22 protein-coding genes are annotated in these 19,388 nt (G+C 67.1%); 17 read left to right on the top strand and 5 right to left on the bottom strand.

What is annotated here, in order from left to right; translation table 11 throughout:
- Window positions 1-77: 77 nt before the first annotated feature.
- From ACWF4Z_RS30740 to ACWF4Z_RS30765, 6 genes are read left to right on the top strand one after another with little or no spacing between them, the layout of a single operon-like run.
- Window positions 78-1,286 (top strand): cytochrome P450, encoded by a 1,209-nt coding sequence (locus ACWF4Z_RS30740; protein ID WP_452246663.1) that lies wholly within the window; start codon window positions 78-80, stop codon window positions 1,284-1,286.
- A complete protein-coding gene (locus ACWF4Z_RS30745; RefSeq protein ID WP_452246664.1) occupies window positions 1,286-1,933 on the top strand; it encodes a TetR/AcrR family transcriptional regulator in 648 nt (215 codons plus the stop codon). Before ACWF4Z_RS30740 ends, ACWF4Z_RS30745 begins: the two co-directional genes overlap by 1 nt.
- On the top strand, window positions 1,930-3,081 hold the full coding sequence (locus ACWF4Z_RS30750) for an NAD(P)/FAD-dependent oxidoreductase (RefSeq protein WP_452246665.1): 1,152 nt from the start codon (window positions 1,930-1,932) through the stop codon (window positions 3,079-3,081). Before ACWF4Z_RS30745 ends, ACWF4Z_RS30750 begins: the two co-directional genes overlap by 4 nt.
- A gap of 51 nt (window positions 3,082-3,132) precedes the next feature.
- A complete protein-coding gene (locus ACWF4Z_RS30755) occupies window positions 3,133-4,344 on the top strand; it encodes a cytochrome P450 (RefSeq protein ID WP_452246666.1) in 1,212 nt (403 codons plus the stop codon).
- Between the two features lie 14 nt (window positions 4,345-4,358).
- Window positions 4,359-4,553 carry a ferredoxin gene (locus ACWF4Z_RS30760; RefSeq protein ID WP_452246667.1) on the top strand — a complete coding sequence of 65 codons (195 nt, stop codon included), beginning with the start codon at window positions 4,359-4,361 and terminating at the stop codon, window positions 4,551-4,553.
- Window positions 4,554-4,598: 45 nt separating this feature from the next.
- Window positions 4,599-4,946: a VOC family protein gene (locus ACWF4Z_RS30765; protein WP_452246668.1), complete on the top strand. Its 348-nt coding sequence runs from the start codon at window positions 4,599-4,601 to the stop codon at window positions 4,944-4,946.
- Here the strand turns inward: ACWF4Z_RS30765 and ACWF4Z_RS30770 are convergent.
- On the bottom strand, window positions 4,837-5,538 hold the full coding sequence (locus ACWF4Z_RS30770) for a GNAT family N-acetyltransferase (RefSeq protein WP_452246669.1): 702 nt from the start codon (window positions 5,536-5,538) through the stop codon (window positions 4,837-4,839). The genes ACWF4Z_RS30765 and ACWF4Z_RS30770 overlap by 110 nt on opposite strands.
- 55 nt (window positions 5,539-5,593) lie before the next feature.
- Between ACWF4Z_RS30770 and ACWF4Z_RS30775 the strand changes: the two genes are divergently transcribed.
- Window positions 5,594-6,085: a winged helix-turn-helix transcriptional regulator gene (locus tag ACWF4Z_RS30775; RefSeq protein WP_452246670.1), complete on the top strand. Its 492-nt coding sequence runs from the start codon at window positions 5,594-5,596 to the stop codon at window positions 6,083-6,085.
- 58 nt (window positions 6,086-6,143) lie between these two features.
- Here the strand turns inward: ACWF4Z_RS30775 and ACWF4Z_RS30780 are convergent, their stop codons facing one another.
- A complete protein-coding gene (locus ACWF4Z_RS30780) occupies window positions 6,144-7,016 on the bottom strand; it encodes a helix-turn-helix domain-containing protein (RefSeq protein WP_452246671.1) in 873 nt (290 codons plus the stop codon).
- A 160-nt stretch (window positions 7,017-7,176) separates the two neighbouring features.
- Here ACWF4Z_RS30780 and ACWF4Z_RS30785 point away from each other — a divergent pair, with 160 nt between their 5' ends.
- On the top strand, window positions 7,177-8,007 hold the full coding sequence (locus tag ACWF4Z_RS30785) for an SAM-dependent methyltransferase (RefSeq protein WP_452246672.1): 831 nt from the start codon (window positions 7,177-7,179) through the stop codon (window positions 8,005-8,007).
- 60 nt (window positions 8,008-8,067) lie between these two features.
- Here ACWF4Z_RS30785 and ACWF4Z_RS30790 read toward each other — a convergent pair whose 3' ends face one another.
- Complete coding sequence (locus tag ACWF4Z_RS30790; protein WP_452246673.1) at window positions 8,068-8,673, bottom strand: helix-turn-helix domain-containing protein; 606 nt, start codon at window positions 8,671-8,673, stop codon at window positions 8,068-8,070.
- 67 nt (window positions 8,674-8,740) lie between these two features.
- Between ACWF4Z_RS30790 and ACWF4Z_RS30795 the strand changes: the two genes are divergently transcribed.
- From ACWF4Z_RS30795 to ACWF4Z_RS30820, 6 genes are read left to right on the top strand one after another with little or no spacing between them, the layout of a single operon-like run.
- The gene (locus ACWF4Z_RS30795; RefSeq protein ID WP_452246674.1) at window positions 8,741-9,427 is read left to right on the top strand and encodes an AzlC family ABC transporter permease; all 687 of its coding nucleotides are present in this window, start codon (window positions 8,741-8,743) and stop codon (window positions 9,425-9,427) included.
- Complete coding sequence (locus tag ACWF4Z_RS30800; RefSeq protein ID WP_452246675.1) at window positions 9,424-9,744, top strand: AzlD domain-containing protein; 321 nt, start codon at window positions 9,424-9,426, stop codon at window positions 9,742-9,744. Before ACWF4Z_RS30795 ends, ACWF4Z_RS30800 begins: the two co-directional genes overlap by 4 nt.
- Before the next feature lie 24 nt (window positions 9,745-9,768).
- A complete protein-coding gene (locus ACWF4Z_RS30805; RefSeq protein ID WP_452246676.1) occupies window positions 9,769-10,374 on the top strand; it encodes a hypothetical protein in 606 nt (201 codons plus the stop codon).
- Window positions 10,364-11,065: a tyrosine-protein phosphatase gene (locus ACWF4Z_RS30810; RefSeq protein WP_452246677.1), complete on the top strand. Its 702-nt coding sequence runs from the start codon at window positions 10,364-10,366 to the stop codon at window positions 11,063-11,065. The genes ACWF4Z_RS30805 and ACWF4Z_RS30810 overlap by 11 nt, the downstream gene beginning before the upstream one ends.
- 54 nt (window positions 11,066-11,119) lie before the next feature.
- Window positions 11,120-12,010: an ABC transporter permease gene (locus ACWF4Z_RS30815; RefSeq protein WP_452246678.1), complete on the top strand. Its 891-nt coding sequence runs from the start codon at window positions 11,120-11,122 to the stop codon at window positions 12,008-12,010.
- Entirely contained in the window at window positions 11,997-12,752 is a 756-nt protein-coding gene (locus ACWF4Z_RS30820) for an ABC transporter ATP-binding protein (protein ID WP_452246679.1), read from the top strand. The genes ACWF4Z_RS30815 and ACWF4Z_RS30820 overlap by 14 nt, the downstream gene beginning before the upstream one ends.
- Before the next feature lie 6 nt (window positions 12,753-12,758).
- On the opposite strand, the gene ACWF4Z_RS30825 is transcribed toward ACWF4Z_RS30820, so the two are convergent.
- Both ACWF4Z_RS30825 and ACWF4Z_RS30830 read right to left on the bottom strand, forming a co-directional pair.
- Window positions 12,759-13,763 (bottom strand): glycosyltransferase family 2 protein, encoded by a 1,005-nt coding sequence (locus ACWF4Z_RS30825; protein ID WP_452246680.1) that lies wholly within the window; start codon window positions 13,761-13,763, stop codon window positions 12,759-12,761.
- Window positions 13,764-13,769: 6 nt separating this feature from the next.
- The gene (locus ACWF4Z_RS30830; RefSeq protein ID WP_452246681.1) at window positions 13,770-15,311 is read right to left on the bottom strand and encodes an LCP family protein; all 1,542 of its coding nucleotides are present in this window, start codon (window positions 15,309-15,311) and stop codon (window positions 13,770-13,772) included.
- A gap of 252 nt (window positions 15,312-15,563) precedes the next feature.
- On the opposite strand from ACWF4Z_RS30830, the gene ACWF4Z_RS30835 reads away from it, so the two are divergent.
- The 3 genes from ACWF4Z_RS30835 to ACWF4Z_RS30845 all read left to right on the top strand — a co-directional run bounded on the left by ACWF4Z_RS30835 (window position 15,564) and on the right by ACWF4Z_RS30845 (window position 19,383).
- Entirely contained in the window at window positions 15,564-16,442 is an 879-nt protein-coding gene (locus ACWF4Z_RS30835) for a S1 family peptidase (protein ID WP_452246682.1), read from the top strand.
- Between the two features lie 158 nt (window positions 16,443-16,600).
- Window positions 16,601-18,691 (top strand): spermine/spermidine synthase domain-containing protein, encoded by a 2,091-nt coding sequence (locus ACWF4Z_RS30840; protein WP_452246683.1) that lies wholly within the window; start codon window positions 16,601-16,603, stop codon window positions 18,689-18,691.
- A gap of 59 nt (window positions 18,692-18,750) precedes the next feature.
- Window positions 18,751-19,383: a class I SAM-dependent methyltransferase gene (locus tag ACWF4Z_RS30845; RefSeq protein ID WP_452246684.1), complete on the top strand. Its 633-nt coding sequence runs from the start codon at window positions 18,751-18,753 to the stop codon at window positions 19,381-19,383.
- Window positions 19,384-19,388 lie beyond the last annotated feature (5 nt).

A 19,388-nucleotide genomic window follows, 5' to 3' on the forward strand; every position in this document is an offset into this window, starting at 1 on the left:
TATGTTTAAGTCAGGCAGTTGACTTAAACAAGTCGTCGGGGCAAGCTGGAGGAACGACGACGCGGAGGTGATGGCTCGTGACCGACAGTGATACGAGCGCCGATCTGACCTACCCGATGCCCCCCATCGACGCCATCGACCCGCCTCCGGAGTGGGAGCAGCTGCGGCAGCAATGCCCGGTCGCCCACGTCCGGCTCCCCAGCGGCGACCAGGCAACGCTGCTGACCCGGTACGACGACGTCCGGCAGGTGCTCGCCGACCCGCGGTTCGGCCGGACCGCGGAGGGTTCGGCCCGGATCTCGACCGCGGGCACGAGCGTCTTCGAACGCCGGCGCTCGCCGATCCCGCAATCCGGTGATGGCCATCAGCGCTGGCGGCGGATGCTCACCAAATGGTTCACGACCAAGCGGATGGCCGCCTTGCGACCGGACATCGAGGCGATGGCCGACCAGCTCGTTGACGAAATGGTCGCGGCCGGGCAGCCGGCCGACCTGAAGGCGCGGCTCGCGTTTCCGCTCCCGGTGTGGGTGATTTGCAAGCTCCTCGGCGTACCGGACTCGGACCGGGACCGCTTCTCCTACTGGTCCGACACCTTCCTGACCCTGAGCCGGTACTCGCAGGCTGTGGTCGAGGCGGCGCATGCCGAGTTCAACGCGTACATGGCCGGCCACGTCGAGGCCAAGCGCGCGCAGCCCGGCACGGATCTGCTCAGCGACCTGATCACCGGCACGGACTCCGCGGGGGAGTATCTGAGCGACGAGGCGCTGGTTGCTACCGGGACCGGTCTGCTGGTCGCGGGACACGAGACCACGACCAACATGATCGGCAAGATGACGGCGATGCTGCTCGCCGATCGCAGCCACTGGGAGGCGCTGCTCGCCGATCCCGGTCTCGTCCGCACTGCCGTCGAGGAAACCCTTCGGTACGACGCCAACGCCGGCTTCGGCATGCTCCGCTACGTATCCGAGGAGCTCGAGGTTGCCAGCGGCGTTCTGCCGGCCGGTACGACGGCGGTGTGCAGCATGGCGTCGGCGAATCGCGACGAGAGCATCTTCGCCGACGCGGACGAGCTGGATCTGTCTCGCAGTCCGAACGTCCATCTCTCCTTTGGCGCAGGTCCGCATTCGTGTGTCGGTCAGTCGCTGGCGCGGACCGAGTTGCAGGTCGTGCTCGAGGTTCTCCTGCGCCGGTTGCCGACCCTCGCGCTGGCGGTCCCGCCGGCCGAGTTGCCCGTGGTCGAAGGACTCCTGGTCGGCGGCCTGCGGGAAGTGCCGGTGGTCTGGTGATGATGATGGCGAAAGAGGTCCGGACGCGGCGGGTGAACGCCACCCGCGAGTTGATCCTGGCGACGGCCGAGCGGATGTACGCCGAGCGCGGGATTCACGAGGTGTCGAACCGGCAGATCAGCGAGGCGGCCGGGCAGGGCAACAACACCGCGGTGGGCTACCACTTCGGCACCAAGTCCGACCTGATCCAGGCGATCGCGGCCAAGCACGCCGAGCAGGTCGAGGTGCGGCGCCGGCAGCTGGTCGCCGAGGTGGAAGGCAGCACGGACCTTCGCGACTGGGTCATCTGTTTGGTCCGACCGACCACCGACTACCTCGACTCGCTCGGCGTCCCGAGCTGGTTGGCCCGGTTCAACGCCCAACTGATGAACGATCCGTCCTTGCGCTCGCTGGTGTTCGACACGGTTCTGAACTCGCCGTCGATGCTGCGCATCATCGGGGCGCTCAGTGACTGCCTGGCCGACCTGCCGGACGCCGTACGGCGGGAACGTGCCGACATGGGTCGCCACCTGATCCTGCAGATGTGCGCGGAGTACGAGCGTGCGTTGGATGAGGGACTTCCGACTGTGCGCGGCAGCTGGCAAGAGATGTCGACCGGTTTGGTCGACGGTCTCGTGGGTCTGTGGACCGCTCCGGTGACTTCATGAGCGTCCTAGTTGTCGGGGCATCCGCGGCCGGACTGTCGACCGTGGAAGCCCTGCGGCGTAAGGGATATCGGGAGCCGATCACCGTGCTGGGTGCCGAATGGCATCTGCCCTACGACCGGCCGCCGCTGTCCAAGCAGTTCCTCTGCGGCGACTGGGACGAGGGCCGGACCAGGTTGCGCCCGGACACGATGTTGTCGGCGCTCGAGGCCGAGTTCGTCCTGGGTGATTCAGCGGTCGCGCTGGATGCGGAACGTCGTACCGTGCACACCGCGTCGGGACGCTCCTTGCAGGCCGATGCCGTTGTGGTCGCGACCGGGCTGCGCGCCCGGGTGCTGGCCGGGCAGGACGGGCTCGAGGGCGTGCATGTGCTGCGGACGTTGGATGACGCCGCCGCGCTACGCAAGGATCTGCTGGAAGCGTCGCGGGTGGTCGTCGTGGGTGACGGCGTACTCGGGGCCGAGATCGCTGCCACTGCACGGAAGATGGGCCTGCCTGTCACGATGGCCGGGCCGCAGGCGGCTCCGCTGGAGAGTCAGTTCGGCTCGGTAGTGGCCGGATTGCTCGGGGAGTTGCACCAGGGTGAGGGTGTCGATCTGCGCCTTGGTACGGCGGTGACCGGTCTCACGGACGTGGATGGGCGGGTCAGCGGCGTACGGCTGGAGAGCGGTGAGGTGCTGCCGGCCGACGTGGTTGTGGTGGCGCTCGGGGCGGCTCCGGCGACGGAGTGGCTGAACGACAGCGGACTGCGTCTTGAGAACGGCGTGGTCTGCGATGCGCACTGCCGTGCGGCCGACGGGATCTACGCGGCCGGTGATGTGGCGCGATGGCAGCACGATGAGCTGGACTCCCTGCTCCGCTTGGAGAATCGGACCAACGCGACCGAGCAGGCAGCGTGCGTCGCGGCGAACATCCTCGGCGACGCGCAGACGTACCGGCCGGTGCCGTACTTCTGGACCGACCAGTTCGCCACCAAGATCCAGGTCCACGGGATCCCCTCGGCGACCGCCGAGATCACTGTGGAAGAAGGCGGTCTCGAGGAACGGCGCTTCGTCGTCCACTACCGCCAGGACGACCGGGTGGTCGCCGTACTGGGCTGGAACATGCCCAAACAGGCTCGCTTGCACCGGGCAGCGCTGGTGCCGGCGTAAACGCAGTATCGAAACCTCGCTGTATGGAAACCTCTCTGGGGAAGGATTCGCATGAAGATCGAGGAAGTACCGGCCTACCCGATGACCCGGGCATCCGGTTGCCCGTTCGATCCGCCGCCGAAACTGCGTGAACTGCAGGAGGAGGCGCGGCTGGTGAAGGTGCAGGTCTACGACCAGACCGCGTGGCTGGTCACCGGGTACGACGACCAGCGCACGCTGATGTCGGATCCGCGGCTCAGCTCCGACTTCACCAAGCCGGGGTTCCCGAATGTGGGGTTCCGGCCGCTGCCGCGCGACGACGACGAGGCCGGGATCGGGTTCATCACGATGGACGATCCCGATCACGCCCGGATGCGGCGGATGGTGACCGCGCCGTTCATGATCAAGCGGGTCGAGGCGATGCGGCCGCAGGTGCAGGAGATCGTCGACGGTCTGATCGACGACCTGCTGGCCGGGCCGAAGCCGGTCGACCTGGTCCAGGCGTTCGCGCTGCCGGTGCCGTCGCTGGTGATCTGCCAGCTGCTCGGCGTCCCGTACGAGGATCACGACTTCTTCCAGAAGAACAGCCAGATTCTGATCCGGACCAGTGCCTCGATGGAGGACCGGACCAAGGCGCGCGGCAACATCGGCGGCTACCTGAACGAGCTGATGGGTGACAAGATCGCCAACCCGCAGGACGATCTGCTGTCGGGGCTGGGCGAGCGAGTGAAGGCCGGTGAACTCACCCGCAAGGAGGCGGCCGGGATCGGCGTACTGCTGCTGATCGCCGGGCACGAGACGACCGCGAACATGATTGCCCTCGGCACCCTCGCCCTGCTGGAACACCCCGACCAGCTGGCGATCCTGCGCGACACCGACGACCCGAAGCTGGTCGCGGGCGCGGTCGAGGAGCTGCTGCGGTACCTGAACATCACCCACAACGGCCGTCGCCGCGCCGTGCTCGAGGACATCGAGATCGCGGGCCAGGTGGTCAAGGCCGGTGAGGGGATCATCTTCCCCAACGACATCGCCAACCGCGATGCCTCGGTCTTCCCCGACCCGGACGAGCTGGATCTGCACCGCGACGCCCGTCGGCATGTGGCGTTCGGCTTCGGCGTACATCAGTGCCTTGGGCAACCATTGGCGCGGATGGAGCTGCAGGTCGTCTACAGCACGCTGTACCGGCGTATCCCGACCCTGCGGCGGGCGGCCGAGCTGGCGGAGATCCCGTTCAAGCACGACGGTGCCGTGTACGGCGTCTACTCCCTGCCCGTCACCTGGTAACGAAGGAGCCACTCGTGAAGATCATCGTCGACCAAGACAAATGCGTCGCCTCGGGGCAGTGCGTCACCGCGGCCGGTGACGTTTTCGACCAGCGGGACGAGGACGGTGTCGTCGTCCTCCTCACCGACAACCCACCCGAGGAGCTGGCCGCCGACGTCCACCAGGCCGCCGCCGTTTGCCCAGCCCTCGCCATCCTCGTCGAGGACTGAATCATCCAGCACCGTTGATCATCTCCCGCGAGTAGAGTGCGGGAGATGATCAACGGTGCGCATGTGATCATCTACAGCCGGGACGCCGAGGCGGACCGGGATTTCTTCCGGGACGTGCTTGGCTATCCGCATGCTGATGCCGGTCACGGGTGGTTGATCTTCAAGCTGCCACCCGCCGAGGTCGCGGTTCATCCGGCTGAAGTGGAGTCGCATGAGCTGTTCCTGATGTGTGACGACCTCGACCAGACGGTCGCGGAGTTGACCGCCCGGGGAGTGGAGTTCGTCAAGCCGGTGCAGAGGGAGCGGTGGGGCGTGCTGACGTCGATCCGCCTGCCGGGCGGTGGCGAGGTCGGGCTCTATCAGCCGTTGCACGAGACTGCGTATGACCTCTGAGGTCACGCCGTTCCGCATCGCTCGGGCAGGTGGTGGATCCGTTGTGCGTGGTCGGCGTACATATCAACCTGACCTTCTCGTCGACGACATCCGCGCGTTCCTTCGGCTGGTCCGGTAGGCGGGCCGGTACGACGAAGTTGAGCAGCGAGCCGTCGCGTTCGATCGTTGCCTCGGGCCACCGGGTGCGGACCATCCGGAGCGCGCGATCGTTGGCCGCGCTGACGACGAAGAGGAAGTGGGTCGCGCCCGCGGCGATCGCGTCGGCGGCGGCCACCGCAAGCATGCGGACCCCGAGGCCGCGGTGCTGGTCGGCTTCACCGATGACCGCGGCGAGCTCGGCGGTACGTTCTGCCTGAGTCCACGCCCACATGGCGTGGCCGACGAACGCGCCGTCGCGCGTTGCGACCCAGGCTCCGCCGTTCGGCTGCAGCATCCGCAGGACGACCGCCGGTCGGGGCGGGCTTCCGATCGCGGTCTGGAACCGGAAGTAGCGGCTGAGGTCGCTCAGCCCGGCCAGCATCCGCGCCAGCTCGTCCGCGTCGGGGTCGCCGGCAGGCCGGATGAGCGGCGTACTCATCTGAGTCTGGTTCACGGATTCAGCCTGGCCTGGATTGGCTTAGTCTGTCAAGTAGACTTAGCATGGTGGTATGAGTGCTGGTGTGGACGAGTACGCGCCCGAGGCGATGCAGTGGTCGACCGAGAACTGCACGATCTCGCGGGTGATGGAGATCCTCGGCGACAAATGGACGTTCCACGTGCTGCGCGAGCTGTTCGTCGGCGTACGACGCTTCGAAGACATCCGGACCCGCGCCGGGATCCCACGGCAGGTCCTGACCGAGCGGCTCGCCTCCCTGATCGAGCGCGGATTGTTGCGCCGTCAGCCGTACCGCCTGCCGGGCCAGCGCGAACGCTACGAATACCGGCTGACCCAAGCCGGCCTGGATCTCTATCCGGTGCTGGTCGCGATGATCCAGTGGGGCGACGAGTACCTGGCCCTGGACGACGGCCCCCCACTAGAGCCCCGCCACCGAGGCGACTGCAACGCCCACGTCTCGGTAGTACTCCGCTGCGACGCCGGCCACGAACCGACCCCCCGCGAAGTAGCCATCCGCCCCGGCCCCGGAGCCCGCCTCCGATAAGCCCCGCGTGCTCCGCAGACGCACCTCGTCGCCGCGCCCACTACGCGCGCCAGACCTGTCAGAGGAGGTCTATCGCTTCTCGGAGGATTCGTTCTGTTTCTCGGGGTTGGGCTGCGGTGATGGAGAGGGCGTCCATGGTGACGACGTAGGTGTCTAGTTCTTCGCGCTTGTCCAGGTAGACGGCACTGGTCAGGTGCTCGATGTAGACGATGTCCGGTAGGTCGGTGTCGTTGAAGCGGAGGAGGGTGAACGCGCCGCCGGTGGCGGTGTAGCCGCCTTTGTCGAACGGGATGATCTGCAGGGTGACGTTGTGCCGTTTGGAAGCCTCGATCAAGTACTCCAGTTGGCCTTTGAGCACCGCCGTACCGCCGATCGGGCGCCGCAGCACGGCCTCGTCGATGACTGCCCACAACCTGGCCGGTCGCTGCCGCGTCAGCACTTGCTGGCGGCCCATTCGCAACGCGACCAGACGCTCCTGCTCCGCCCGGGCCAGGGCTCTGTCCTGCCGCCCGAGTTGAACAACGGCCCGCGCATAGTCATCGGTCTGCAAAAGCCCAGGAATGAACTGGAGCTCGAACGTACGGATCAGATCCGCCGCCATCTCCAGCCCGAGATACGAGTGGAACCACGTCGGCGTCAGGTCGTCCCAGCGTTGCCACCAGCCGGGGTTGTTCGCCTCGCGGGCCAGGTTGAGCAGCCGGTCCCGTTCCTCGCCGTCTTCGAGCTTGTACAGCGTGAGCAGGTCATCGACATCGCGGACCTTGAAGCCGACCCGGCCGAGCTCGAGCCGGCTGATCTTCGACTCCGAACCACGGATCGCCCAGCCCGCGTCGGTCCGGGTGATCCCCGCCCCTTCGCGCAGCCGGCGCAGGTGGACGCCGAGCATGATGCGCAGGGCGGTAGGGCCGCCGTACGCGCCCGTCTCGGTCACGCCTCGCCTCCCACAGCAACTCTCCCGACGCAGGTTTTGATCATTCCACAACAGAATGTGAACTGGCGCAGCCCGACGCGCTTACAGCATGTGTTCACGTGACTCTACTGTCAGTAGAGTCGGACCCACAGTCATCCCGACCAATCTGCGAGGTTCGCTGATGCCCGATGCCGCCAAGGCACCCAGTTCCGATCCGGTGGGCGTGGACACCACCCGAGCCAGTATCGCCCGGGTGTACGACGCCGCGCTGAACGGCAAGGACAACTTCGAGGTCGACCGCGAAGTGCTCCGCCAGGTGGCCGCCGTCGCGCCCCAGGTCAACGATCTGGCCTGGTCCAACCGGAACTTCCTGATCCGCGCCTGCCGCTTCCTGGCCGGCCAGGCGGGTATCACGCAGTACCTGGACTGCGGCTCCGGACTACCGACCGCGGAGAACACCCACCAGGTCGTGCAGCGGCTGCAGCCGGAGGCGAAGGTTCTCTACATCGACAACGACCCGGTGGTGCTCGCACACGGCCGCGCGCTGCTCGAGGAGAACGAGAACACCCGCTTCGTCAGCGCCGACATCTTCGATCCCGAGACCACGTTGGCGCGGGTCAAGGAGGAGAACTTCCTCGACTTCGACCAGCCGATCGCCCTGATCCAGAACGGCACTCTGCACCACTACATCGGCGACGACGGCGCGCAGATCATGCAGACGTACGTCGACGCCCTCGTGCCCGGGTCGTACACGGTGATCGCGCATTTCTACGACCCGGAGACGCCGGAGCACTCCGAGGTCGCGCGCAAGATGGAGGAGAAGTTCGTCCACAGCCCGATGGGCAGCGGCATGTTCCGCACCCGCAAGCAGCTGATGGAGTTCTTCCCCGACCAGGAGCTGGTCACCCCGGGTCTGGTCCTCTGCGACGACTGGTGGCCGGACGGCCCCCGGGTCAAGCCGCTGAACCAGGTCGAGGAGTGCATCGTCGGAGGCGTCGGCCGCAAGCTCTGACGCCGCCGTCCACCGACTTTCGGTTGCCCAGGGCATCTTTGCCCTGGGCAACTGTCGTTGCTAGACGTGCTCGGAGACGAGCGTCGCGGCGGTGCCGTCCTCGAGCGCCTGGAAAATATGCGGGATGTCACCCGGATAGGCGACGTAGTCACCGGGGTTGAGTTCGATCGGGTCGTCGGCCGGTCCGACCAAGGCGCGGCCGGAGCCGAGGATGACGTGTTCGACGACACCGGGCATGTGTGGCTCGGACTTCCGGCCCGGGCCGGGGAAGACGACGATCCGATACAGATCGCGCCGGGCGTTCGGCGGGCTGGAGGCGACCAGCGTCGCGCTGTACTCGGCCTGGTCGGAGTAGATCACCGGCCCCTCGCCCGCGCGGATGATCTGGACCCGGGGCCGCGGCGGATCGAGCAGCGCCGCGAACGGCGTGTCCAGGGCGACCGCCAACGCCCACAACGTCTCGACGCTCGGATTGCCGGTGCCTGACTCCAACTGCGACAGCGTGGACTTGGCGACGCCGGCGCGTTTGGCCACCTCGCTGAGCGACAGGCCGACCCGCGCGCGGTGCCGGCGCAGCGACGCCGCGATCGCCTCCAACGGCGCCTTGCTGTCCCGGTTCATCGGGCCGGTCACTGTCGGTCCGGTTCCGGTCGGCTCGATATCCATGGTGTTCGCTCCATCGGTCCGGTTGTTCGGCTTGACGAACGGCGGTCTTCCGTTCACTATAATGCCCATGCGTTCGATCTGGCGAACACTCGACACCGGCCTGGCCCGCGACATCGCGCTGGTCTGCCTGGCCGACGGCGTCGTCGGTCTCTCGTACGGCGCGATCAGCGTCGGCGGCGGCCTGCCGCTGTGGGTCCCCGTGCTGCTGTCGATCGTGGTGTTCGCGGGTGCTTCGCAGTTCCTCTTCGTCGGGATCGTGGCGGCCGGCGGAAGCCCGATCGCCGCCATGATCGGTGGTTTGCTGGTGAACTCACGGCATGTCGCGTTCGGCCTGGCGGTCAGCGATGTGATCGGCAGCGGTTGGCGACGCCTGGCTGGCAGCCACGTGATGACCGACGAGAACGTCGCGTTCGCGCTGAGCCAGGAGGAGCACGCCGAGAAGCGCGCCGCGTACTGGGCCTGCGGTATCGGTATCTTCGTCTGCTGGAACCTCGGTGTCGTCGCCGGTGGTCTGGCCGGATCGGTCATCACCGACACCGACGTGTTCGGTCTCGACGCCGCATTTCCGGCGGTCCTGCTCGCGCTGGTGCTGCCGTCGTTGCGCGATCGTTCGACTCGTACGGCGGCTTTGGCCGGAGTCGTGGTCGCGTTGGCGGCAACGCCGTTCCTGCCTGCTGGTCTGCCCGTACTCCTAGCCCTGGTGGGGCTGCTGTTCTATCGCGCCCCGAAACCTGCACTGGAGGTGTCTCGATGAACACCCCGCTTGTCCTCGTCGGCATCGGGATCCTTGCCGTCGGCACCTTTTCGCTGCGGCTCGCCGGTCCCGCGTTGCGCAGTCGCTTCGAGATTCCGGAGCGGGCTCAGCAACTGCTGGCTGTGGCGGCGATACTCCTGCTGACCGCTCTCGTCGCGACATCCGCGCTGACCGAGGGGCACGGTCCGGCGGGGATCGCCCGCCCGGCCGGCGTGCTGGTCGGCGGCGTTCTGGCCTGGCGCAAGGCGCCGTTCATCCTCGTCGTGGTTGCTGCTGCGGCGACCGCGGCCGGCCTGCGGTTGCTCGGCGTACCGTAACCCTGGACGCGATAGCGTGCGGCCATGACCGCATACCCTGGCCAACCGCCCTACCCTGGCCAGCCGCCTTACCCTGGGCAGCCCGCGCCGGCGAAGAAGACGCTGATCTGGATCGCGATCGCGTGCTTCGTGATCGGCGCCCTGGTGACCGGCTTCTTCGTCTGGAGGATCGTCGAGACGGCGCCGCGGTCACCGCAGTCGATCGCGGGCGGCACGGTCCACCTCGAGCGCGAGGGTCTGACGATCTACTCGTCCGTGCCCGTGCCCGGGCCGCCGTGTGAAGCGAAGGATCCGTCGGGTGTCAACGTACCGCTGACGAAGCAGACCACGTCCGAGGTGCTCACGATCAACGGCGACACCTGGTACGTCGTGGCCAAGTCGGCGTCGCCCGTACCGGCCGGCGACTACAGCGTCTCCTGTACCGACAGCGAGACCTCCGCGAGCTACGCGGCCGGACCGCGGACGTCGCTGGGCGGCTTCGTCGGATCGATCTTCGGAGCCATCGGTGCGATGGCGATCTTCGGCATCCTCGGCACCGTCCTCCTGATCATCGGCATAGTCCGTGTATCCCGTCGCAAGCAGGCGCCCGGCCCGTTCCCGCCGCAACCAGGAGCCCCTTATGGATCTTGACTGGCCCGGATGCCGAAACGCTCGTGATGTCGGCGGTCTGCCCACCGCCGACGGGCGGACCATCCGCGCGGGTGTGCTGATTCGGTCCGAGAGTCTGCAGTACCTGACTCCCGAGGGCGTCGAGGCGGTACGGCGTTCGCCGGTGACGCGGATCCTGGACCTGCGCGGTGACGACGAGGTGGCGATCGCGCCGACCGCGTTCACCGGTACCCCGCTGGCCGTCCGGCAGGCGTTGCAGGATCCGGCCGACCCCGAGCATGGGCAGGCCACCATCGTCGCCGCGTGCATCGTGATGCTGGATCGCCGGCCCGAGCTGTTCGCCGCGGCGGTGAAGGCGATCGCGGACGAACCCGAGGGCGCGGTCGTCGTGCACTGCCATGGCGGCAAGGACAGGACCGGCATGGTGGTCGCGCTGGCGTTGAGTGTGGCCGGCGTACCCGAGGACGTCATCGTCGCCGACTACTTCCTGACCCAGTCGCGACTCGCCCCGTGGTTGGAGGAGCAACTCGCGGCCGAGCCGGATGTTTCGCGGCACCCGGAGATGATCGAGTTCCGCGATACCCGGGCCGAGTCGCTGGTCGCGATTCTGCGTCATCTCGACGAAAAGTACGGCGGACCCGAGGCATACCTGCGTCACGGTGGTCTCACCACCGAGGATCTGGATCGGTTGCGCGACCGGCTGGTGGCCTGACCCCGACGTCGACCTCAGTCACGGGACCGTCACGGAACGCAGTACATTGACGCAATGCCGACCGCCGCACAGCCGACCGGGGTAACCGACCCGGCGGCCTTGGCCGAACGCTACGGACTCTCCAAAAGCTCGATCCGCCCCGCGCTCGGCTCGTACCTGCGCGAGCTGTGGAGCCGTCGCCAGTTCGTCCTCAGTTACGCAACCGCTCGCACCTACGCCATGTACGCCGGGGCCCGCCTCGGCTCGCTGTGGCAGGTGCTGACCCCGCTGCTCAACGCGGCGGTCTACTACCTCGCCTTCGGGGTCCTGCTCGGGACGAAGAACGGGATCGACAACTACGTCGCGTTCCTGCTCAGCGGGATCTTCGTCTTCACGTTCACCCAACGCTGCATGACCGAGGGCTCGCGATCACTCGCGCTGAACCTCTCGCTGATCCGCACCCTGCACTTCCCACGGGCGACGCTGCCGTTGGCGTACGTACTGAACGAGCTGAACCAGATGCTCGTCTCGATGGCGATCCTGTTCGTGCTCGTGGGTTTCACCGACGGACTCGCGTGGCGCTGGCTGCTCGTCGTACCGGCGTTGTTGTTGCAGGTGATGTTCAACGTCGGGATCACGCTGGTGTTCGCGCGGATCGGGACGTTCGTTTCGGACATCAGTCAGTTGCTGCCGTTCATCACCCGGACCTGGCTGTACGCGTCCGGGATCTTCTTCTCGCTGCCGGGCAAGCTGACCCAGATCGACGCGCCGGGGTGGGTGATCCAGGTGCTCGCGTTCAACCCGATCTCGGCGTACATCGACATCGTCCGCCGGTCGCTGCTCGACGAGCACACCAAGAACCAGTTGCCGCACGCGTGGACGATCGCGATCGTCTGGTCGATCGTGATGCTGGCCGCCGGATTCGTCTACTTCTGGCGGGCGGAGGATCGCTATGGGAGAGGCTGAGCCCACTGTCATCGCCGACCACGTCGACATCATCTACAAGGTGATCGCGGGACAGGGCGGCAAGGGTACGGCGGCGACCGCGTTCCGGCGGATCCTGAAACGGCAGGACCGGCCGACGATCCGCGAGGTACACGCGGTCAAGGACGTCAGTTTCACCGCCTACAAAGGCGATGCGATCGGCGTGATCGGCCGCAACGGGTCCGGCAAGTCGACCCTGCTGCGGGCGATCGCCGGGTTGCTGCCGCCCGCGTCCGGCGTGGTCTACACCGGCGGGCGGCCGTCGCTGCTGGGCGTCAACGCCGCGATGATGAACGACCTCACCGGCGACCGGAACGTCGTCCTCGGCTGTCTCGCGATGGGCATGTCGTCGGCCGAGGTCCAGCAGCGGTACGACGAGATCGTCGAGTTCTCCGGGATCGGCGACTTCATCGACCTGCCGATGTCGACGTACTCCTCCGGGATGGCGGCGCGGCTGAAGTTCGCGATCGCGTCCGCGAAGACGCACGACATCCTGCTCGTCGACGAGGCGCTGGCCACCGGGGACGCCGAGTTCCGGATCCGCTCCGAGCGCAAGATCCGCGAACTCCGCGACCAGGCCGGCACCGTCTTCCTGGTCAGCCACAGCCTCGACGTCGTCCTCGACACCTGCAACCGAGCCATCTGGCTCGACGCCGGCATCCTCAAACAAGACGGCCCAGCCGACGAGGTAGTAGCCGCCTACACCAAATCCACCCGCTCCTGAGCGGCTTCAGACTGCCTTTGGCTTTTCCTTGAGGCCGACGAGGAAGCCTAGGCCCCAGGAGACGTGCATGGTGGCTATGACGGGGGGCATCCAGGCCAGGGCTTTCCAGGGGAGGTAGCGGCCTTCTACGGCGGAGCCGGCCAGGAGGAGGACGGCGTAGCCGAGGGGGGCGATGAAGCCCAGGTCGAGCCAGCTGGTGCCGGTGATGAGGCCGATGATGCCGAGGATGGTGCCGAGTGCCAGCAGGATCACCGCGACCGGCGGGGCGAGGTAGCGCTTGTTCGCGGTCTCGGGGTGCCGGCGGATCACCTCGCGCCGCCACTGGCCGGTGTGGAAGAACTGCTTGGCCACCGCGGACAGCGACGAGCGCGGCCGATACGTGACCGACAGGTCCGGGCTGAACCAGATGAGCCCACCGGTCTTGCGGATCCGGTAGTTCAGCTCCCAGTCCTGGGCCCGGTGCATGGTCTCGTCGAAGCCACCGACGCGCTCGAGCGCGGCCCGCCGGAACACGCCGAGATAGACCGTGTCGGCCGGCCCGGCCTTACCGCCTTGATGGAACGTCGACGCGCCCAGCCCCAACCGGGATCGGTACGCGCACGCGACCGCCATCTCGATCGGCGTCCGGCCCTCGGCCGCCATCACGCCGCCGACGTTGTCCGCGCCGCTCTCGTCGAGGACCTCGACCGCCCGGGTGATGTACCCGTCGGTGAGGGCGCCGTGGCCGTCGACCCGGACCAGGATGTCGTGCTTGGCGTGCGCGATCCCGGCGTTCAGCGCGGCCGGCGTCTTGCCGGTCGGGTTGGCCACGAGATTGATCCGCGGATCGCGGTCGGCCAGCTTCTCCGCGATCTCCTGGGTCCGGTCCTTGCTCGGACCGATGGCGAGCACGACTTCGAGCTCGCCGGGATAGTCCTGGTCGAGCACGCGCCCGACCGCCTCTTCGAGATGGCGTTCCTCGTTCAGCACGGGTATCACGACGGACACGGGTGGCCAGTGGGACAGCGGCATATCAGGTCAGGCCTTACAGATCGAAGCGACGTCGTCGACGCCGTTGGCGGGTGGGGGTGTACTGGTCTTCGACGTACTGGGTTTCTTGGTGGTGCTGGTCGTGGGCTTGCTGGTGGTGCTACGCGGAGTGCTCGACGTCTTACCGTCTCCCCCCGAGCCGTCCTTGTCCAGCGCTTCCGACTTCGCGATCGCCTCGGCCACCTTGGTCTTGATCAGCGCGAAGTCGGGATTGCCGGTGTGGATCAACGGCGGGACCGCGGAGAAGCTTGACACCGGCAGCTTCTTCGCGTCCAGCGCGAGGTCGGTGAAGGTGCCCAGCTCACCGGCCGGAATATCGGTCTTGACCACTTGTTTACTCGCCGAGGCGATGCCCTGGAACTTGGTCAGCACGGTCTGCGGCGACAGTTGGTTGAGCATGGCCGACATCACGCACTTCTGCCGGGTCATCCGCTCGTAGTCCGAGGACTCGGCGCGGGACCGGGCGAACCACAGCGCGTGGTAGCCGTCCAGATGCTGGTTCTCGCCGGCCTCGATGTAGCCCTTGATCGGCGACGTGCCGCCGCCGATCGGGACCCGCTTGCCGATGTCCAGCGTCAGCCCGCCCACCGCGTTGATCAGGTCACGAAAGCCGGCCAGGTCGATCAGGACGAAGTAGTTCACCTTCAGGCCGGTGACCGCCTCGATGGCCTGCGTGGTAGCGGTCTCACCGGGATTCGGGTCGCCTGGGAACAGGCTTTTGTGGTTGGCGGCGTACGTGTAGACGGCGTTGAGCAGGCACTCGGCCGCGCATTTCGTCCACTGGAAGCCGTTCGGGAACTGCTTGGCCATCGCCGTACCGGCCGGGAACGGGACCTTGGCCAGGTTGCGCGGCAGGCCGATCAGCACGGTCCGTCCGGTGTCGGCGTCGATACTGGCCACCGTCATGCTGTCCGGGCGGGTGCCGACCCGGTCCGCGCCGGAGTCGCCGCCCATCAGCAGCACGTTGTAGCGGCCCTTCTCGGCCTTCGACTTGTGCCCGCTGCCGAACACGCTGGCGACGAAGTCGCGCTGAGTGTTGACGACCACGCTGGCATAGACGAGCGCACCGGCCACACAGAGCACGAGAACCGTGTCCAGGATGCTGGTGATCAGACGATGGTTCCGCTCCAGCGTCAACGGCCGGCCGAGCCGGTACGCGTCGATGAACAGTGCCGCCCAGCCGATCGCGAGCAGGATCAGCACGATCTGTACGGCGCGCAGAGTGCCCGGCCGGGCCACGAAGTTGATCGTGCCGGAGCGCCAGATCAGCCCGAGCACCACGAGGAAGACGACGATCGCGATCAGTCCGGCGAGCACGCGCCAGGCCCACCGCCCGGCCTTCTTGCTGCCCGCCACGATCTGCGCGGACCCGGGCAGCACCAGCGTCATCAGGACCAGCGTCAATGCCCGCTTGAACCGCACCGGCTCGCCGAGATTGCGCAGGTCAGGCTTCTCCTGCGGCATGACGTCCTTCCGTTCCTCGTCTACGCCGTACGGCGGGCTCTGCCGACCGTACCTTGTCGTCCTCACCCTCACCCGGTACGACGTGCCGGGGTGGCGGATGGTTCGAGCGGAAGCGGACCCGGAGACGAAGAGTAGCAGTCCTGCCACGGAGCGCAGGAAAACCCGTGCGGACACCCTGTGGAGCCCCGGATTCACACAGTTGTGATGGTGGCGGCGGCGCGGATCGGATACGAAGTGTTCCAAGGCGACTACGCCCCGCTTGCACCGTCCCCCACGGCAGGCACACAGCAGCACATCAGTGAGGACAGGAAACCGCCCATGAAACTGTTCACTGCACTTGCGGCCGGAGCAGCGGCCGCAACCATCACCATGCTCGGCACCAGCTCGGCTCAGGCGTTCGAGGCCGCCGAGCCGGCATCCGCCGTACCAGCTGCCAGGCCCGCTCTCAGGGCTCCCGGTGCTGACTTCACCGGGATCGCAGCACTCAGCAACTGTTCGGGTTCACTCGTTCGGTTCGCCGAGTCGGTGTCCACCGACCCGGCGTTGATCCTGACCAACGGCCACTGCTTCGAAGGCGGTATGCCGAGCCCGGGTCAGGTGATCGTCAACCGCTCGTCCACCCGCTCGTTCACGCTGCTCAAGCCGAGCTCCAGCAACGCCGGCACGGTCCGCGCGAACCGGGTCCTGTACTCGACGATGACGAAGACCGACATCACTCTGTACCGGCTCACCGAGACCTACGCCGCGATCGCGTCCCGGCTGAACGTGACCCCGCTGACGCTGGCCAAGGCCGGTCCGGCCGACGGCGCCGGGATGGCCGTCGTCTCCGGCTACTGGAAGCGGATCTACACCTGCTCGGTGCAGGCGACCATCCCCGAGCTGCGCGAGGCCGGCTGGGTGATGAAGAGCTCGATCAAGTACCGCCAGCCGGGGTGCGAGACCATCGGCGGCACCTCGGGCTCACCGGTCGTGAGTACGTCGACCGGTGAGGTCATCGGCGTCAACAACACCGGCAACGAGGACGGCGAACGCTGCACGCTGAACAACCCGTGCGAGGTCGACGCGAACGGAAACATCACCGTTGACCAAGGTGCGGCGTACGGCCAGCAGACGTGGTGGCTCTACACCTGCCTGACCGCCACCCGCACTCTCGACCTCAACAAGGCCGGCTGCCAACTCGCCAAGCCCGCCGCCTGACCCACCGATCCCCCCACTTTGTGCACGAGGTCCGCACGTTGACCGCCCCTACGTACGGACGTCGTGCACAAAGCTGGGGCCTGGGATGGTGCCGGGGTGGTTGCCGGGGTGGTTGAGGGTGTGACTTGTGGCACTTGGCTCGGGTAACGTCGCGCCGCATGGCAGTCGACTCCTCCACCGAGCAGGTCACTACGTCGCGTTGGCCGAGCCCTCTGGGGGTTCGGACCCGGCTGGTCGCATCCAGTGCGCTGATGCTCTTCACCGAGCTCGCGTTGATCCGGTGGACCGGCTCGAACGTCGTCCATCTCAGCTACTTCTCGAACTTCGTCCTGCTCGGTTCCTTCCTCGGCATCGGGATCGGCATCCTCCGGTCCAGCCGGGCGCGCTGGCTGCCGTACTACTCACCGATCATGCTCGGCCTGCTGGTCGCGGTGATCGCGTGGAAGCCGGTCACGGTCAACCGCGGGACCTCGTCCAGCGTCATCTACTTCACCAGCCTGAACACGACCGGCCCGCCGACCTGGGTGATCCTGCCGATCATCTTCGTGGCGGCCGCGGTCGTCCTGGCCGGTCCGGCCGAATTGGTCGGGCGATGCTTCGCCGAGTTGCCGCGGTTGACGGCGTACCGGTTCGACCTGGTCGGAAGCCTGATCGGGATCGTCAGTTTCACGGCCCTGTCGTTCCTGGGCGCGCCGCCGATCTGGTGGGGCTTGATCGTCACGATCGTCTTTGCGGCCCTGATGATTCCGCGGGTCGCGGTCCCGTCCGGGCGTCGGTTGGTGGCGACCGGGGTGAGCGCCGTACTGGTGCTGTCGCCGTTGGTGGTCATGCTCGGGGTGCTGTTCCACGAGTCGACCCGGCCGGAGAACAGTTGGTCGCCGTACTACAAGGTGCAGACCAAGCAGTACACCTGGGAGAACGTGCCGCTGCTGACGATCACTGTGAACGGCGTCCCGCATCAGCAGGCGATCCCCGCGGACGCGCGGCTGCAGTGGGAACCGCAGTACGGCCTGCCGTACGAGCGGGCCAACGTCGGCAAGGAGCCGAAGAACGTGCTGATCATCGGCGCCGGTTCCGGGTCGGACGTGGCGATCGCGCTGAAGAAGGGCGCCACGCATGTGGACGCGGTCGAGATCGACCCGCGGATCCGCGACCTCGGGAAGGCGCTGCACCCGGACCGGCCGTACCAGGACCCGCGGGTGACGTCGTACATCAACGACGGACGCGCGTATCTGTCGGGGACCAGCAAGAAGTACGACCTGATCCTGCTGGCGTTGCCGGACTCGCTGACGCTGGTGAACGGCGCGAGTTCGCTGCGGCTGGAGAGTTACCTGTTCACGGAGCAGGCGTTCAAGTCCGCGCGTGAACACCTCAACCCGGGTGGCGCGTTCGCGATGTACAACTACTACCGCGAGACGTGGCTGATCGACCGGCTGGCGTCGACGGCGCAGGAGGCGTTCGGGCACAAGCCGTGCGTCGACAAGGTCGGTGACGATCTGCAGCAGGCGGTGGTCACGGTCGGACTGACCGAGGCCGACCAGACGTGTGGCGCGGCCTGGCCCGGGCCTTCCGCGATCACGCCGCCACCCGCGACCGACAACCGGCCGTTCCTCTATCTCTTCACCGACCGGGTGCCGTCGCTGTACCTGATCACGCTCGGGCTGGTGCTGGTCGCCGGTCTGATCGGAGTCGGGATCGCCGGCGGCGGATCGTCGTACCGGCGGATGCGCCCGTACGCCGACCTGTTCCTGCTCGGTGCCGGCTTCATGCTGCTCGAGACGAAGAGCATCACCGGGTTCGCGTTGCTCTTCGGTACGACGTGGGTCGTGAACGCGATCGTGTTCGCCGGGGTCCTGGTCGCCGTACTCGCCGCCGTCGAAGTGACCAGACGCTTCAAGACTCCACCGATCAAGGTGATGTTCGCGATCCTGTTCGGCGGGCTCGCGCTGTCGTGGATCTTCCCCGACGAGTGGTTGCTGGAGATGCCGGTCGGGCTGCGGGCCGTCGTCGCGGTCCTGATCGCGTTCCTGCCGATCTTCGCCGCGAACGTCATCTTCGCCAAACGCTTCACCGACACCGAAGACGGCACCGCCTCCTTCGGCGCGAACCTCCTCGGCGCCATGCTCGGCGGCTGCCTCGAATACGCCGCCCTCATCATCGGCTTCGACGGCCTCCTCATCATCGCCGCCCTCCTCTACGCCGGCGCCTTCCTCCTCACCCCCAAACTCCGCGCATCCCTACGGACCTAGCTGGTAGGTTCTGACGTTTGGGTCGCCGGACCTCCTGGAACACCGTGGAGGTTGCAGAGATGAACGAGCTCACCGAGTACTACCGGCAGCGCGCGACGGAGTACGACGCGGTCTACGCGAAGCCGGAACGGCAGGAAGGCATCGCCCAGCTCCGAGGCCTCCTGCCGCCGCTCGTTGCCGGCCGATCGGTGCTGGAGTTGGCCGCCGGCACGGGCTACTGGACAACTGCTCTGGCTTCGTCGGCGAAGTCGGTGCTGGTCACCGACGTGAACGACGAGACCCTGGCCGTCGCGAGGGCCCGGACCTATGGCCCGGCCGAGGTGACTTTGCAGGTCGCCGATGCGTACGACCTGGACGCGATCCCCGGGCGATTCGGCGCGATCTTCGCCGGGTTCTTCTGGTCACACGTGCCGCGGGCCGACGTACGACGGTTCGCCCGGACGCTGCTCGATCGGGTCGAGCCGGGCGGGGTGGTCATCCTGACCGACAACCGATATGTGGAAGGTAGCAACCAGCCGATCACGCGGACCGGTCCGGACGGCGACACCTACCAGACGCGAACGCTGTCCGACGGCCGTACGTTCGAGGTGCTGAAGAACTTCCCGGATCGCGAGCGGTTCGCGCTGGACGTCGCACCGGCTCGGGTTGTGTGGACCGACCTCACGTACTTCTGGTTGGCGACGATCTCGTAGGTTCC

Source organism: Kribbella sp. NPDC055071 (genome assembly GCF_053608045.1).

What these genes read in the sequence shown, in the direction of transcription:
- ACWF4Z_RS30810 (WP_452246677.1), top strand. Translation starts at nt 10,364, where the DNA reads ATGGATCTTGACTGGCCCGGATGCCGAAACGCTCGTGATGTCGGCGGT.
- ACWF4Z_RS30765 (WP_452246668.1), top strand. Translation starts at nt 4,599, where the DNA reads ATGATCAACGGTGCGCATGTGATCATCTACAGCCGGGACGCCGAGGCG.
- ACWF4Z_RS30820 (WP_452246679.1), top strand. Translation starts at nt 11,997, where the DNA reads ATGGGAGAGGCTGAGCCCACTGTCATCGCCGACCACGTCGACATCATC.
- ACWF4Z_RS30805 (WP_452246676.1), top strand. Translation starts at nt 9,769, where the DNA reads ATGACCGCATACCCTGGCCAACCGCCCTACCCTGGCCAGCCGCCTTAC.
- ACWF4Z_RS30825 (WP_452246680.1), bottom strand. Translation starts at nt 13,763, where the DNA reads ATGCCGCTGTCCCACTGGCCACCCGTGTCCGTCGTGATACCCGTGCTG.
- ACWF4Z_RS30775 (WP_452246670.1), top strand. Translation starts at nt 5,594, where the DNA reads ATGAGTGCTGGTGTGGACGAGTACGCGCCCGAGGCGATGCAGTGGTCG.
- ACWF4Z_RS30800 (WP_452246675.1), top strand. Translation starts at nt 9,424, where the DNA reads ATGAACACCCCGCTTGTCCTCGTCGGCATCGGGATCCTTGCCGTCGGC.
- ACWF4Z_RS30790 (WP_452246673.1), bottom strand. Translation starts at nt 8,673, where the DNA reads ATGGATATCGAGCCGACCGGAACCGGACCGACAGTGACCGGCCCGATG.
- ACWF4Z_RS30750 (WP_452246665.1), top strand. Translation starts at nt 1,930, where the DNA reads ATGAGCGTCCTAGTTGTCGGGGCATCCGCGGCCGGACTGTCGACCGTG.
- ACWF4Z_RS30840 (WP_452246683.1), top strand. Translation starts at nt 16,601, where the DNA reads ATGGCAGTCGACTCCTCCACCGAGCAGGTCACTACGTCGCGTTGGCCG.
- ACWF4Z_RS30785 (WP_452246672.1), top strand. Translation starts at nt 7,177, where the DNA reads ATGCCCGATGCCGCCAAGGCACCCAGTTCCGATCCGGTGGGCGTGGAC.
- ACWF4Z_RS30835 (WP_452246682.1), top strand. Translation starts at nt 15,564, where the DNA reads ATGAAACTGTTCACTGCACTTGCGGCCGGAGCAGCGGCCGCAACCATC.
- ACWF4Z_RS30755 (WP_452246666.1), top strand. Translation starts at nt 3,133, where the DNA reads ATGAAGATCGAGGAAGTACCGGCCTACCCGATGACCCGGGCATCCGGT.
- ACWF4Z_RS30815 (WP_452246678.1), top strand. Translation starts at nt 11,120, where the DNA reads ATGCCGACCGCCGCACAGCCGACCGGGGTAACCGACCCGGCGGCCTTG.
- ACWF4Z_RS30845 (WP_452246684.1), top strand. Translation starts at nt 18,751, where the DNA reads ATGAACGAGCTCACCGAGTACTACCGGCAGCGCGCGACGGAGTACGAC.
- ACWF4Z_RS30795 (WP_452246674.1), top strand. Translation starts at nt 8,741, where the DNA reads ATGCGTTCGATCTGGCGAACACTCGACACCGGCCTGGCCCGCGACATC.
- ACWF4Z_RS30745 (WP_452246664.1), top strand. Translation starts at nt 1,286, where the DNA reads ATGATGATGGCGAAAGAGGTCCGGACGCGGCGGGTGAACGCCACCCGC.